Annotated in this window: 13 protein-coding genes and 1 pseudogene; 4 read left to right on the forward strand and 10 right to left on the reverse strand. The window is 38.1% G+C overall.

The features are described 5' to 3' along the window. Nucleotides 1-28: 28 nt before the first annotated feature. Both NST02_RS16395 and NST02_RS16400 read right to left on the reverse strand, forming a co-directional pair. The gene (locus tag NST02_RS16395; protein WP_095310909.1) at nucleotides 29-991 is read right to left on the reverse strand and encodes a DUF294 nucleotidyltransferase-like domain-containing protein; all 963 of its coding nucleotides are present in this window, start codon (nucleotides 989-991) and stop codon (nucleotides 29-31) included. Between the two features lie 117 nt (nucleotides 992-1,108). Beyond that, nucleotides 1,109-2,401 (reverse strand): ammonium transporter, encoded by a 1,293-nt coding sequence (locus NST02_RS16400; protein WP_340949289.1) that lies wholly within the window; start codon nucleotides 2,399-2,401, stop codon nucleotides 1,109-1,111. A 246-nt stretch (nucleotides 2,402-2,647) separates the two neighbouring features. On the opposite strand from NST02_RS16400, the gene trhA (NST02_RS16405) reads away from it, so the two are divergent. Beyond that, nucleotides 2,648-3,295, forward strand: a complete 648-nt coding sequence (gene trhA, locus NST02_RS16405) for a PAQR family membrane homeostasis protein TrhA (protein WP_095310913.1) — start codon at nucleotides 2,648-2,650, stop codon at nucleotides 3,293-3,295. A gap of 253 nt (nucleotides 3,296-3,548) precedes the next feature. Here trhA (NST02_RS16405) and NST02_RS16410 read toward each other — a convergent pair whose 3' ends face one another. Both NST02_RS16410 and NST02_RS16415 read right to left on the reverse strand, forming a co-directional pair. After that, the gene (locus tag NST02_RS16410) at nucleotides 3,549-4,724 is read right to left on the reverse strand and encodes a toxic anion resistance protein (protein WP_095310915.1); all 1,176 of its coding nucleotides are present in this window, start codon (nucleotides 4,722-4,724) and stop codon (nucleotides 3,549-3,551) included. Beyond that, the gene (locus NST02_RS16415) at nucleotides 4,721-5,377 is read right to left on the reverse strand and encodes a 5-bromo-4-chloroindolyl phosphate hydrolysis family protein (RefSeq protein ID WP_137742758.1); all 657 of its coding nucleotides are present in this window, start codon (nucleotides 5,375-5,377) and stop codon (nucleotides 4,721-4,723) included. Before NST02_RS16415 ends, NST02_RS16410 begins: the two co-directional genes overlap by 4 nt. 455 nt (nucleotides 5,378-5,832) lie before the next feature. Between NST02_RS16415 and NST02_RS16420 the strand changes: the two are divergent. Continuing rightward, nucleotides 5,833-6,156: pseudogene (locus NST02_RS16420) on the forward strand (aldehyde dehydrogenase family protein); the annotation flags it as partial. Nucleotides 6,157-6,238: 82 nt separating this feature from the next. On the opposite strand, the gene NST02_RS16425 reads toward NST02_RS16420, so the two are convergent. The 4 genes from NST02_RS16425 to NST02_RS16440 all read right to left on the reverse strand — a co-directional run bounded on the left by NST02_RS16425 (nucleotide 6,239) and on the right by NST02_RS16440 (nucleotide 8,998). Then, the gene (locus NST02_RS16425) at nucleotides 6,239-7,030 is read right to left on the reverse strand and encodes a GNAT family N-acetyltransferase (protein WP_137742757.1); all 792 of its coding nucleotides are present in this window, start codon (nucleotides 7,028-7,030) and stop codon (nucleotides 6,239-6,241) included. A 336-nt stretch (nucleotides 7,031-7,366) separates the two neighbouring features. Next, nucleotides 7,367-7,675: an iron-sulfur cluster assembly accessory protein gene (locus NST02_RS16430; protein WP_137742756.1), complete on the reverse strand. Its 309-nt coding sequence runs from the start codon at nucleotides 7,673-7,675 to the stop codon at nucleotides 7,367-7,369. Nucleotides 7,676-7,766: 91 nt separating this feature from the next. Next, nucleotides 7,767-8,405 (reverse strand): PAQR family membrane homeostasis protein TrhA, encoded by a 639-nt coding sequence (trhA, locus tag NST02_RS16435; RefSeq protein WP_137742755.1) that lies wholly within the window; start codon nucleotides 8,403-8,405, stop codon nucleotides 7,767-7,769. Beyond that, nucleotides 8,402-8,998 carry a DUF1836 domain-containing protein gene (locus NST02_RS16440; RefSeq protein ID WP_137742754.1) on the reverse strand — a complete coding sequence of 199 codons (597 nt, stop codon included), beginning with the start codon at nucleotides 8,996-8,998 and terminating at the stop codon, nucleotides 8,402-8,404. Before NST02_RS16440 ends, trhA (NST02_RS16435) begins: the two co-directional genes overlap by 4 nt. A 232-nt stretch (nucleotides 8,999-9,230) precedes the next feature. On the opposite strand from NST02_RS16440, the gene ilvD reads away from it, so the two are divergent. After that, nucleotides 9,231-10,916 (forward strand): dihydroxy-acid dehydratase, encoded by a 1,686-nt coding sequence (ilvD, locus tag NST02_RS16445; RefSeq protein ID WP_137742753.1) that lies wholly within the window; start codon nucleotides 9,231-9,233, stop codon nucleotides 10,914-10,916. 199 nt (nucleotides 10,917-11,115) lie between these two features. Here the strand turns inward: ilvD and NST02_RS16450 are convergent, their stop codons facing one another. Both NST02_RS16450 and NST02_RS16455 read right to left on the reverse strand, forming a co-directional pair. Beyond that, nucleotides 11,116-12,807, reverse strand: coding sequence for a methyl-accepting chemotaxis protein (locus NST02_RS16450; protein WP_095310931.1), 1,692 nt, complete (start codon nucleotides 12,805-12,807; stop codon nucleotides 11,116-11,118). A 277-nt stretch (nucleotides 12,808-13,084) separates the two neighbouring features. Beyond that, complete coding sequence (locus tag NST02_RS16455; RefSeq protein ID WP_095310933.1) at nucleotides 13,085-13,861, reverse strand: enoyl-CoA hydratase-related protein; 777 nt, start codon at nucleotides 13,859-13,861, stop codon at nucleotides 13,085-13,087. Nucleotides 13,862-14,276: 415 nt separating this feature from the next. On the opposite strand from NST02_RS16455, the gene NST02_RS16460 reads away from it, so the two are divergent. Continuing rightward, entirely contained in the window at nucleotides 14,277-15,131 is an 855-nt protein-coding gene (locus NST02_RS16460) for a manganese catalase family protein (protein ID WP_095310935.1), read from the forward strand. Nucleotides 15,132-15,144: the final 13 nt, after the last annotated feature.

Below are 15,144 nucleotides of genomic sequence, written 5' to 3' on the forward strand. Positions count from 1 at the left end.
CCTTCTCACTCCTTTCCCCAATCGAAAATTAACGCATGAGTAAATTTGAGACATAATGATGAAGTTTTTTTCCATCCTTCAATATTCTTTTTATTTCCTTCTTTTCTTCCTTGCTTAACTCTTTTACGCTTAAATAATGAGTATCATCATAAGTCTCAGCCTTATATAAAGAATTTCGATATTTTAATAGCGTCATAAAATATTTTCTGCTTTCCCTTAATACTGGATTGTAACCATTCATTCTCGCTAAACGATTCATCCGCTCAATTGTTGAGGTTTCATACAAGCCTTCTTTTATAGCCAACAGACGAACTGCATTAACATATGGAAGAAAGGCTGTGTATTTCAAGTTGATGGAACCCTCTTTCGTTCCATGCTCTTCGACAATAAGTTGGCCAAGCGGACCGACACTATTTTTTATATGCTTAACGTTTTCCATAAATCGCTTCAGCAACGAAGGATGTTGTTTTTGATATTCATAAAAAACATCCTTTAAATCTCGAACAAGAAAATCATCCCCTTTTAATGTCCTGGCATCATAAAAAATTTGCAAATTTCGCACCGATTCCCAAGAAGCTTCCTTCATCCATGCTTGAAGCTGCTGTTTCCACCCATCTAAAGACTTGCACCAAAGCGGATTTGAGCTCATTACATTGCCCTGACAGTACGGATAGCCAACTATGTTTAAACCTAATGAAATTTCCTTTCCCAGCTCAGAAAAATAATCATCGTTGGAGCGATTGGATGTCGCATAGACGATCCCATGATCCTGATCACTTATTGGCCCTTGCTCAAATCGCCCTCCACTCCCGGTCACAAACCAGGAAAACTCACATGGAGGCTCACCTTTATTGAGCCTTTGAACAGCCAAATTGAAGACCATTCCCATTGCTTCATCATGGCACTCATTTAATCGAAATGGATCAGAAAAATTCGCTTTTACCTTTTCATCCTTATCATTTTTAATCGTTTCATACGATCTTAGTTGCATCAATCATCACCACACCCTCACATCCTTCAAATATGATAAAAATGTTAAAAAGCCTCTATAAAAGAGGCCCTCATCGTTGGTTCATTCATGTAGAAGTTAAGCTTAGTTTAGCATAAATTAGCTTAACTTCACTTGAGAAGAATCACCTTTAACTGTTTTAGATGCTTCAAATTGTTCAGGATAGCCATAGCTGCCATGTTCACTGATATCAAGACCCATGATTTCTTCCTCTTCAGTAACACGGAGCCCGCCCATCACTTTATCCATAATCTTTAAAAGAATATAAGCAACAACAAAAGCATACACACCAGAAGCAACAACACCTAATGCTTGAACACCTAATTGCGTGAAGCCGCCGCCATAGAATAGTCCTGCTTGCCCCCAACCAATTTCAGTTGATAAGGCAGGAACTGCAAATAGTCCATTTGATAACGTCCCCCAAATACCGACTGTTCCATGAACTGATAATGCTGCAATCGGGTCATCAATTTTGGCTTTATCAAAAAACTTCATACTGAAAACAACCATAATTCCACCAATTAAGCCGATTAACACTGCTGCCCAAGGTTCTACGAATCCACATGAAGCTGTGATAGCAACGAGACCTGCCAGAGCACCATTTAAAGTTGTTGGGACATCAGCTTTTCCTGTAAGAACCCAAGCAGTAAACATCGCTGCAATAGCACCAGCCGCTGCTGCTAATTGCGTGTTGAGAATAACAAAACCTAAAAAGCCATCCTCCACTCCAAATGTACTAGCTCCATTAAACCCGAACCAGCCTACCCAAAGGATAAGTACTCCCAATGCTGTAAACACTTGGTTATGCCCGGCAATATTATTAGAAGAACCATCCTTATTGTATTTGCCAATTCGCGGTTTTAGGATTATTGTTGCTGCTAAGGCAGCCATAGCCCCAGTTAAATGAACAACCGTTGAACCCGCGAAATCCTGCTTACCATGATCAGCTAACCAGCCACCGCCCCAAATCCAATGTGCAACAACTGGATATACAAGAGCTGAGAACAAAACAGCAAAAATGACATAAACAGATAATTTAGCCCGCTCAGCAAATCCACCGAACGCAATCGTCAGTGACACAATTGCAAACATAACTTGGAAAGAAAAATCTACTGCTGGAGTCAACCCTTCATCAACTGTTGATGCGTCACCATAAAAGAAGTTTGATAATCCAATAAAAGCATTTCCATCACCGTAAATAAATCCATAACCCACTGCCCAAAATACCAAACTGCCGATTCCTGCTGTAAAAATGGTTTTACCAGCAATATGTCCAGCGTTTTTCATTCTAGTAGAGCCTGCTTCGAGTAATATAAATCCACCAATCATAAAAAATACTAAAATTGCTCCAACCGCTACCCACAGGTTATCCATAAGCACAACCGGATCCAAATTAATTCCCCCTTTTATATCCGTTATAATTCCTATCATTATATGTAAGGAAATATAACATTCATTAATTAATACTTATTTTACTCTATAAATTACATATGTCAATACGATTTTTAGATTTTTTTGAATCTTGTGTTATAAAACCTAACATCTTATTTTGATTATGATTTTTATTGACGATTCATTGTAATGTATGTATTATTTTAAGTAGTATTAATAACTACATGAAGAATCAAGGAGGTATTTATAATGAAGTATATTCGTGAACCTATAAATGGATTAACACATTTAAGCGCTGCCCTGCTGTCTTTCGTTGCATTACTTGCAATGGTGATCAAAGCTTCTATCTCAGCGCAGACAGCCCTCTCGATTGCAGCTGTTATCATTTTCGGTGTTAGCATGATCCTACTTTATTCAGCATCAGCTACATATCATATGGTCATAGCAAAAGAAAAAGTGATTGCTTTTTTAAGAAAGATCGATCATTCGATGATCTTTATTTTAATCGCTGGTACGTACGCTCCTTTTTGCCTGATCAGTTTAAACGGAATAACTGGATGGGTGCTTTTTTCCCTCATTACATTTGCAGCATTATGCGGTGTGTTATTTAAAATGATTTGGTTTAATTGTCCTCGATGGCTTTCAACTTCCATCTATATTGTAATGGGCTGGATGGTTATATTTGTTGCTCCTCCATTAGCTAAAGTGTTAAGCAATACCGGTTTGTTTCTCCTTGTACTCGGAGGAATTTTTTATACGATCGGCGGGATCATATACGGAACAAAACCAAAATTTCTTGAATCAAAATATTTAGGATTCCATGAAATTTTTCATATTTTTATCATGCTTGGCAGCACCGCCCATTTTCTTTCTGTTTATTTATATGTCCTATAAAGAATAAAAGCTAGGAGCGCCTTCGGAACAATTCAAGTTCAAACTGTTCCTTCGATGATGGATCATAATCGTTTTCATTCGTGCTCATCTCTGCACCTGAAACCGTTAGACTTTGGCTCCTTGTGCTAGACGTAGATGCACTCACGAAGAAGTTTCTACAACAATCGAAATTACTGTTTTCTTAGAGTAAAATAAAAAAAAGAAGATGCTTCACTCTGAACGAGTCCAGCATCTTCCTTTTTAGTTATTACAACTATTTTTCTTTCATCATCAAAAGCTTTTGCTTCAAATTGTTTTCCATGGTCGCTAATTCATATTCAGCTTGACGGCGTTTATTTCTACCTTCCTCCTGAATCCTCATTGTTTCTTCAAGAGTGGAAATTAAATTTTCCTGCGTTTTCTTTAATGTTTCTATATCGACGAAGCCACGTTCATTTTCTCTCGCTGTTTCAATCGTATTCGCCTTCAGCATTTCCGCATTTCGCAGCAACAGATCATTGGTTGTTTTCGCCACCTGCTTTTGAGCTTCCACTGCACTTCGCTGTCTAATTAATGTTAACGCAATCGCGACTTGGTTTTTCCATAACGGAATAGCGGTGAGAATCGACGATTGAATTTTCTCGACCAACGCTTGATTTGTATTTTGAATGAGTCGAATTTGCGGTGCACTTTGGATCGTAATTTCACGACTTAGTTTTAAATCATATAAACGTTTATCTAATCGATCGGCAAACTGAATCATATCATTTACTTCTTGAAACTTCATTTGGTCTTGAGAGAGCTCTGCCGCCTTTTGTAATTCAGGAATTGTCTTTTCACGAATCTCTTCTAGCTTTAGCTCCCCAGCTGCAATATAAACATTCAAAGCATTGAAATAATCTTTATTGTTCTCATAAAGCTTTTCCAAATAATGAATATCACTTAAGAGCGTATTTTTGCTCCGTTCAAGCTGTATGCCAATTCGATCAATTTGCGCACCTGTTTTTTGATATTTCGATAACACCTCTTGGATGGAACTTGAAATTCTCCCAAACATCTTCGATAAAAAAGAGGGCTTCTCAGGTTTTAAATCATCTGGATTCACACTGCTTAATTTTTGCATTAAATTATGGATAATATCGCCTATTTCTCCGACATCCTGTTTTTGAACATGCTCTAACATCGTATGGGAAAAGGATAAAAGCTTTCCTTGCGCTTGAGAACCATAAAAAATCATCGCTTCATGGTTTTTCGGATCAATTTGCTCTGCTAATTGATAGGCTTTCGCTCGATTTTCTTCAGGTATGACATCAATAAGCTTGACTGGTTTTTTCCCTTCGGCAGTAGTGTTTGCTTCATTCTCTTTTGATTCTGCAGCGAAAGGATTAGCCAATAAATCGTCAAATACATCACTCGTATTTCCAAAAAGCGAATCGTTTTTTTGTGTCATTTTAGTTTCCTACTTTCATCAAGATATCGCGTTTCTTTCAATGTATTCATGTTATGCTTCGCCACATCAAGCTCCAAATGTAACATATCAAGATCATTTGCTAAAATTTGTTGAAGGTCCTTCTCCAATGAATATCTCATTTCTTCCATCATTCTTCGAGTTTCCTTTAATGCTTGGCTCATCTCGACATTTTTTGTCGGTTGTGAGGATAAAAAAGAATATTTCTCAGCCAATTCAACAAAAGAATCTAAATGATAAAAATAAAATCGCTCAGCAAAATAGAATCTTTTTGGCTCTTTTTTTGTAATACGATAAATCTTTCTAGCAACGCGGGCGATTTCCATATTTTGCTTTAACATCCCCACTTGTCTGACTGAAAATAAAGCCTTCGTAAGTCGATTAATTTTCATTTTTGCTTCGTCTAAATTTTTTTCTATATATTTATATTCACGCCTTGTCAATCCTTGGTTTTTAATAAAGCGATGCTGCATAACCCCTTTTACAACGAAGTAAGCAAGACAGCCACCTACAAATGAAAATCCTGTTGAGGCTAAAAGGGTTTGATCAAAACCGAAAAAACTAATTAGCCAAACGAATCCAGCAGTTGGGATTGCGATAAACGTCCGTAGCATAAACGAGATAAATGGATTCATTTAATATCGACTCCTAACATAAAATCCTCTATTTGTATTACGATTGGAGCGAAAAAAGGTTTCGAATACACCTTACCAAAATTCTACTCTCAAATCTTCTTACTGTTATCATACCAAAAGATTGCAGATTTTCTATAGACTGAGTAAGTAAATGAATCTAAGTCTTAAGACGTATTTGTGAGGTTATTAAAGAATATGAGGGAAAAGGCGAGGATAGTTCTCTTTTAAAAAAATAAGCTATATTATATGCTGATGTTAATTTTGGCACTTTTTCCCTACCTTTTTAACATAACTAAAAAGCTTGTAAGACCAAAGTTTCACACGAAATGAGTCAAAATCCTTTATCATTTATCAATCCTAAAATTATTTATGTACGATTTCTCCGTTGCCGTTGCAACAGAGGCAATAAAAGTTTACAAACAAGCATTAGCCAAGCTTGCGGGATCTCATCCAAACAAACAGAGCTTTTTTGCCCGATTGCACCGATCATTAAGGCTGCAACTGATGGGGAGGCCATTGCCCTTGCTGGTGATACAGAATATGGCTTAAATTCTGCCATTTTCACAGCTGATCTTCAAAAAGGAGAAGAACTCGCACTTCATATCGACGCTGGCATGACCCATATTAACGACCAAACCGTTAATGATGCCCCATTTATTCCGTTCGGTGGAAATAAATCGAGTGGATTGGGCCGCTTCGGAAATCCGTGGGTTGTCGAGGAATTTACTGCAACCAAATGGGTGTCTGTTCAGACAAGGGATCGTCAATATCCATTTTAATTTGAGGAAGAAAGTTTATCAGGCTGTTCGAATAACATTGTACTATCAAAGGATAGCAAAGGCTTGTCGACAGCCTGAGTATTTATTTCGCAAATGTGTACATCATCCAAAACCCGATATCTTCGAAGCCAATTCGTTTATAAATCGCTCCTGCGGCAGGATTATCATAAAAAAGACAGAGTTCTTTTCCCTCCTGCAGCAACTCTCTACAAAGTTTAAGCACACATGCTGTTGCATAGCCTTTTTTCTTATATGCTTCCAATGTGGCAACTCCAACAACCATCGCCGACATGGAATTTTCTGCAGCCGTTGAGGCAGTGGAAACCATTTTTCCATCCTCCTCAATATAAAAAGTACGGGATGTACCATCCTCTAAGCCTCGACGTTTTTTTTCCACCGTAATGATGGAATCACTGAACTCAGGAATTTGATTAACTAATTCGACTAATCGCTCTGCTTCACCAGGACTTGCCTTCTTCACAATCGAAACCTCGCTCTGTGATATTTGAAGTTTCGTACATTTCGCATAGTAAGTTTCCCGTTTACGGACAAGTCTCTTTTTGAGAAACGGCTCGATTTTTGCTGTAACTTCTCTTAAACCTGACATCATCAAAAAATCTCGATCCTGTTCCATTATTACTGCAAAACCTTCCGCATCAAACTCCGCAACCGCAAAAGGAATATAATTATTTTCATATTTCAACAGGACTGCAATTAGCTTTCCATCCGTACTAAAATCTCCCCAAACCTTCTGAAATTCTTGATCATAGCCATATGCCTCAATATCACCGATAATAAAAAGGTTCTCTGCCGGTGCGGTTTTTAATAGTGCAAAACACTGCTCATGATCGTCTTTTGTTAACCTTCTAATCATTTTCGCTTGCCCCCTTTAATTTTTCTATTTTACCTCAAACTTTTTGGTAAAAGATAGCCCTTTCCAAATCTTTTTAGCGATCGTTATCGGCTTCGTTAATCTAAATTATTGCTAAGAATCATTACCGACATATAGCAAAATCAAATTAATGATGCTCGAATTATCGTAAAACAAAGAAAATAGCGTGCAACCTCTAAAAAAAGATTACACGCCATTTTTTTATTATTGCAGAGCTGTATTATCATTCATTCTCAAAATCACAACAATACTTTCTGCTAGTATTTCCATGATTCCTCACATAGAAAATTGATTCATCCTACCAATCGATTCCAACTTTTAATGGTGATGATGTCCGTGACCCTCTTTTGAGGGATTTGTGATTTCAAATTGTGGTTCTGGAACATAGAAGTATTTAATCCAAACTCCATCGAGAAATTCTTCCCGCTTATCAAGGAGAATGTCAATTCCTTTATCCGTCTTTACAATCTCATCATGCTCGGTAGGTGTATCAAACCTCAAATCATAATGAGCATGATCACCATGCATATGTGTAATGAAAACGCGAATCATCTTACCTTCAGCTTCTTCACGCGCTAACATTTCTTTCAATACCTTTGCTGCATTTTTGTTGATTTTGCAATTCATTTATAATTCCTCCACATAAATAAGTTAGAAAGCTCTTATTCATTATACAAAGAAAACTACAGCATAGATAATGACATGCCTCACTCATATCCTACACAAGGTATAAAAAAACGCAGAAAAAGTGAGCAACACTGCCACCAATCACAAAGACATGCCAGAGGGTATGGTGATATTTAAACCCCCGCCACACGTAAAATACAGAACCGAGCGTATACAATAATCCACCAATCACGAGAAGAAGAATGGCATTTTGCGGCAGGTTATTCATTAAAGGCTGCCAAGCAAAAACAATGAGCCATCCCATCAGAACATACAATAATGTTGAATAAAGAACAAATTTTTTCACAAAAAAAGATTTAAAAACGGTACCTGCAAGGGCTAGACCCCACACAATACCAAAAATAGTCCAACCAAGCCAACCTTTAATAACGAGAAACAAAAATGGTGTATACGTTCCAGCTATAAAAAAATAAATGGCTGAATGATCAAAGATTTCAAAAATATCCTTTGCCTTCCCTGAAGGTAAACTGTGTAGCATTGTAGAACATAGATACATGAGCAGCATCGTACTTCCGAATAATGTAAAGCTTACGATATGCCATGGGCCACCATGAACAACAGACTCGATTATCAAGAACACTAAGGCAACTACACTTAGTAATGCCCCAATACCATGGGTAATTGCATTTGCAATTTCTTCACCTTTCGTAAATGTATGCGTTTCGCTCATTTTATCTCCTTCTTTCCATTTTGTTCTTCCATTATTTCATCAACAAGTTGTTCAGCAGCCCTTCTATACAAATTACTGATATGAGCAAGCGAAGTAATCAGCATCACTTTACGCAAGTAGTCACTTTTTTCTGTTTCAAGTTTGGCTACTTCCTTATCAACCTCCGCTGCTCTCTCCTGAATATCCTTTTTAAAATGAACCGTGTTCTCTTTACTTAGCTGTAAATAACTATGATAAAAAGGTTCTAATTCAAAGCTTTCCTCTTCTACTATCATCTTATTAATTCCCTGAAAAGTCTCCTTAATATCACTGATCGATAATGACCCTTTTAATTGGTAAATAAGACTGATTAATAATAAATGTTCCTTTGAATACTTTTTATTTTTTATTGGAAAAAATAATTTTGCTTTCGCATAATTATTTATCATTGTTTTCGTTAAAATTTTCTCATCTTCATTTCTTTTTGTATCCTTAAAATGATTTTCGAACAATTGAATCACTTGATCCATATATAAATCAATCTCAGGAATATCTGTAAGTGATATTTCATGCTGAAGGTCAAGCCCTTCCATAAACTGATCTAGCCTTCCCATTAACAGACCTCATTTCATCTAAAAATCCCCTTTATTGTAACTTAAAAACCGGATGATGTAAACTCACCACTACATAACAAATTCCACAAACAACAAGAAGTAGTTATAAAAACTACTGATATCTTTATTAAATAAAAGCATTAAAGGAAAAATTCTGTCCTATTTCTTAGAATAATGATAAAATATGAAAAAGTTTAAAAATTTGTATTATAGTGTTTTTGAAAGCGAGGGAATGAAAGTGGCAGAATTACGAAGTAACATGATCAAAAGAGGATTTGACCGTGCACCCCATCGAAGCTTGCTTCGAGCTGCTGGTGTAAAAGAGGAAGATTTTGATAAACCATTTATTGCTGTTGTAAACTCATATATTGATATTGTTCCAGGACATGTGCATTTACAGGAGTTTGGGAAAATTGTCAAGGAGGCAATTCGCGAAGCTGGCGGTGTACCGTTCGAAATGAATACAATCGGCGTTGATGATGGGATTGCCATGGGGCATATCGGGATGCGCTATTCACTCCCTAGTCGCGAGATCATTGCTGACTCTGTTGAAACCGTTGTTTCTGCCCATTGGTTCGATGGTATGGTTTGTATTCCGAACTGTGACAAAATCACACCAGGGATGTTAATGGCTGCTCTTCGTGTAAATATTCCTACGATTGTTGTCAGCGGCGGACCAATGAAAGCAGGAATCGATAGTCAGGGGAATGCCCTCGATTTAACCTCCGTATTTGAAGGCGTAGGGGCATTCCAAGCTGGGAAAATTGATGAAGCTAGATTAACTGAAATCGAGCAAGTCGCTTGTCCTTCATGTGGTTCATGTTCAGGGATGTTTACAGCGAACTCAATGAATTGCTTAGCCGAAGGGCTCGGTCTTGCTCTTCCGGGAAATGGTACTATTTTAGCGGTTGCCGAGGAACGTAAGGAATTTGTGAAGAAATCAGCGAAGCAATTAATGACATTAATCGAGAACGATATTAAACCGCGCGATATCGTCACGATTGAAGCAATCGATAATGCCTTCGCATTAGACATGGCCATGGGCGGCTCGACCAATACGGTTTTACACACATTAGCATTAGCCCATGAAGCTGAAATCGAATACTCACTTGAGCGTATCAATGAAATTGCTGCTCGTGTTCCCCATTTAGCCAAAATCGCACCTGCATCGAATTACCATATTGAGGATGTTCATAATGCCGGTGGCGTCAGTGCGATTATTAATGAAGTTTTAAAGAAACCAGGGGCAATGAATGGAGATTGCTTAACTGTAACTGGGAAAACATTAAAAGAAAATGTTGCAGGCTGTGATATTTTAGATAAGGATGTCATTCGGCCATTAGACAATCCACACTCCGAAAAGGGCGGGCTCGCTGTTTTATTTGGGAATCTTGCTCCAGAAGGTTCTGTCATCAAAGTTGGTGCCGTTGACAAAGAAGTCGGCGGCTATCACAGAGGACCAGCCATTTGCTTTAATTCTCAAGAAGAGGCATTATCAGGCATCATCACTGGAAAAGTTAAAGAAGGTGATGTCGTTGTTATCCGTTATGAGGGACCAAAAGGCGGACCAGGAATGCCTGAAATGCTGGCACCAACCTCTCAAATTGTCGGTCGAGGTCTCGGTGCAAAGGTTGGACTTATTACGGATGGAAGATTTTCTGGTGCTTCTCGCGGAATTTCAATCGGCCATATTTCTCCAGAAGCCGCTGAAGGCGGACCAATTGCTTTTGTCGAAGATGGAGATATTATTGAACTCGATTTAAATAACCGTAAAATCACCTTGGAAATTACCGATGAAGAATTTGCAAAACGGAAAGCAAACTGGAAGGGTTTTGAACCAAAAGTGAAAAAAGGCTATCTTGCTCGCTATTCAAAGCTTGTTACCAATGCGAGCACTGGTGGTGTACTGAAAATATAAGCAAACTAAAGAAACAGCCCACTTTCCAATTGGGCTGTTTCTTTTATAATTATTAAACCAAAACACTGTTCCTTGCACTTTGAATTCTCTAACAATTTCTTGTAATTTTCACGTATTGCCTAACCAAATTAAAAAACTGCTGACAAACTCAATTATAAAGTTTACCTGCAGTTTTACTGTCCATGCTGTTATTCGCTCCTTATATTTTAAACTCTGCAACAGTCTCCTGAAGCTGTTCAGCAATAGAATTTAGGGAATTGGCTGCTGACAATATTTGTTGCATAGAAGCCAGTTGCTCCTCAGTTGAAGCAGATACCGACTGTGTATGATGCAACGATTGCTGGGCAATTTCCGATATCCCGCCTGACGTGGCAGATACTTCCTCGGAACTTGCTGACATTTGCTCCGCAGTTGCTGCCGCTTCAGTAATTTGTATTTCCATCTCTTCCATCGCTTTCATGATCTCTTTAAAGCTAACCTCCGTTTTCTCAACGATTGACAACCCTTGGGAAACATCTTCATTCACCTGATTCATTGATTTGAACGCATCCACCATATCATTGTTAATCGCATAAATCAGTTCAGAAATTTGCGTCGAAGATTGCTGTGCTTGCACAGCCAACTTTTGTACTTCTTCAGCAACAACAGCAAAGCCTTTCCCGTGCTCACCGGCACGCGCAGCTTCTATCGCCGCATTTAAAGCTAACAAATTGGTTTGATTGGCAATCTCAGAGATCGTATTCGTAATCACTCCTATTTGTTTCGAACGCTCATCTAATAATCTTACCGCCTCGGTACTTGCATTGACAGATTCGTGAATGGTTTCCATTTGTGCGACAGTCTCATCAATTAGCACTCCCCCGCGCTGTGCATGTCCTCTTGTCGTTTTAGTAGATTCAGAGATCAGCGAGGACGTTTCTGCGAGATTATTAATGCCAATCGTTATCTCATCCATCGCACGAGCACTCTCTTCTACACTAGTTGCTTGTTTTTCAGCTCCCCCAACAACTTCTTGGATGATCTGTGTAATATGTTCTGTTGCTGCAGTTGTTTGCTCGGCCCCTGCGGTCAATTCCTGAGATGAAGCAGCAACTTTTTCAGAATTTGTCACTACCTTTTCAATCATCACACGCAAATTATCCTTCATTGAATTATAGCTATCAGCGAGTGCACTTAGTTCATCACTTTTACCATCGTTAACTTCTATTGTAAAATCACCATGCTTTGCAGCATCCAAAGCGGTCGAGATTGCCGATAATCTCTTCGTTAATCCTCTAGTGAATAGATAAACAACAATAATAGAAAGGGCAATCATTACGACAAGAACGATGAGAAATATTTTCATAAATGCAACGAGGGTATGATCAATAATATCCTGTGGTGCACCCACATAAAAAATTCCAATCGTCTCACCATTTTTATCATGAATAGGCGTGTATCCGGTTACATAGTTATTACCTACTACATTTGCTTCACCGAAAAAATCCTTATTTTGTTCTAACACGGCTTGAGCAACTTCTTCAGATACTTGTGTACCAACAGCCCTTTCACCGTCAATCATAACATTTGTAGCGACACGGGTGTCTCCTTGAAAAATTGTCACCGTATCCCCAGTTTGTTTCCCTATTTCATCAACAATCTCAAAATTCCCACTGATTTGCGTTTGGCCCTTATAAAGATTTCCATCTTTAATTTCCCAATCACCAGGGTATTTAGCATCAATATAGCTTTTGCCAAGATTTAGGTCTCCCCTCGCCTTTTCCAATGCAAAATCTTTTATTCCCTTGGTAACTTGTTGAACAACTACTCCTCCAACAGCTACAGCTAACAACAACATCATAATTAAAACAATCAAGTTAATCTTTGGACCAAGCTTCAACTTTAATTTCATACATGTGTCTCCCCTAAGTTTCATTATAGATTGTCCAAATAGTATATATTGAGAAAAAAAAATGGGCAATGATAAATTTCACACATTCGCCAAATTTCACCAAATACCAAGACTTGGATTATCCGAGTGCCTCAATTGATCCATAACAGTTAAAAACTGCGAAAAATTTCATGCAGTCAACCAAAAATAAACAATCGGCACTGTAACATTTTAAAGGAAGTCTATTGGCTTATTGTGCATCCACCTTACTAAAACAACTATCTATTTTGATTGAAATTTATACTCCTTTAAATTGAGGCTGTCGACCTTCACTAAATGCCAGAAGAGCTTCGGTTCGATCTTTTGTTGAAATGATAGCCTCGTATGCTTTCGCCTCCATCTCAAGACCTGTTTTCAAGTCGACATTGTTCCCATTATTGATGGCATATTTTGCCTGAATAACAGCTAATGGTCCATTTTGCAATATTTCTTTAGCTAAATCAATCGCACTATTGATAAGCTCATTCTGCTCTACCACTCTATTCAAAATCCCCAGCTCTAAAGCTGTACTGGCATCAATCTTTCGAGCTGTAAGAATCAATTCTTTCGCTTTCGAGACCCCGATTAATCGAGATAACCTTTGCGTTCCACCTGCTCCTGGAATAATAGCCCAACTCACTTCTGTTAAACCAAGAATGGCATTCCTACTCGCATAACGAAAATCACATGCAAGTGCTAATTCAAGCCCTCCGCCTAAAGCAAAGCCGTTTATAGCGGCTATTGTCGGTTGGGGCAGCTCTTCGATTTGTGTAAAAACATCACGAATCTTTTGGACATTTATTCGCACTTGCTCCTCATTTAACTGCTTTCTCTCCTTCAAGTCGGCTCCCGCACTAAACGCTTTATCCCCAGCACCAGTAATAATTACAATTCGAATATCAGAATTGGTTTTAATTTCCTGGACTATTTTTTCAAAATCATATAATGCTGCCAAATCGAAGCAATTTAATTTCTTTGGACGATTAATTGTTATAAAAGCAATTTTTTCTTCCTTTTTAAACATAATTTTCTCCATGTCGCTCACTCTCCCTTTTATTACTATCATACTTAAGAGTTTGTAAAACATGCTGTCAATTTATTTGTTACAAGTAACTACAAAATAGGGAATCGGATTACGTTTGAAAGTATTGGATTTTTCAGTGATCGGTCGCTAAAAGGATCAATAAATTTATGATTTAGAAAGACTTAAATGCTACACCATGAGCGGTTTTGACAATTCTCATGCGAAAAACAAAATTGTCCGGTATGGAAACTTTGAACATTGTGAAATATATAGATAAGGTTCTAAACAAGAACTCAAAAGTTTAAGCAGAATCAGATAAGTAATATTCAAGCGCACTTTAAAGGACTTTATGTGGAACGACAAAATGCCCGTAAGAGCAAATACTCAAGCATAAGATAAAACAAAATCATTTGAAGGAGGTAAACGTATGTACTTTTATAGAGAAGATTTGATTAATATGATTGTTCCTGATAAACCAGATCCAGCTGCTGCAAAAGTCATGCAGGAGATACTCGGCGGTCGTTTTGGTGAAATGAGAACCATGATGCAATTCTTTTTCCAGAGCTCAAACTTCCGCGGTCCTGCCAAACAGTTTCGCGACTTGCTTAGAGGGATATTTTTAGAAGAGCTTGCTCACGTGGAACTTGTCCAAACTACCATTAACCAATTATTAAATGGTGCGGGAGATGAAGGGGTAGGAGCAAGCGGAAGCGATGCAGCACCTCTTGATGATGCAGTAAAACATGCAAATCCACACCACTTTATTATTGGTGCTCAAGCATCGTTACCAGTTGATGCCTCAGGTTTGCCTTGGCAAGGAACGTATGTATACGACCATGGCAACTTAATTAGTAACCTGCTTGATAATTTAGTACTTGAGTCTACAGGTGTTCTGCAAAAATCAAGGATATACGAAATGAGTTCAAATAAAACATTTAGAGAGACGCTTGCATTCTTAATAGTCCGTGATAATGCACACCAAAATGCATTTGCCAAAGCATTAGAAACACTCGGTGTGGACTGGGCCAAATTGTTCCCGGTTCCAAATTATGATATTAACAAATATCCAGAATGCCGAAAATATGTAGAAGCAGGCTTCCATAATGCACAATTTAATTTTAGATTAGATAGTACTTTAATCGGGGAGATCTTCTCTGGTGAAAGTCCTAGTCGAAATGGCGGAGATCTGACTGTTACAGAACCTCCACAAGGTTATCCGGTACCTCAACTTCCTGAAATGCCAAACGAACACAGCCCTGGTCTTAGCGATCTAAATAGATAAAAAAATCAAAGCT

The sequence above is a fragment of the Robertmurraya sp. FSL W8-0741 genome (assembly GCF_038004005.1).
GTDB lineage: Bacteria > Bacillota > Bacilli > Bacillales > Cytobacillaceae > Robertmurraya > Robertmurraya siralis.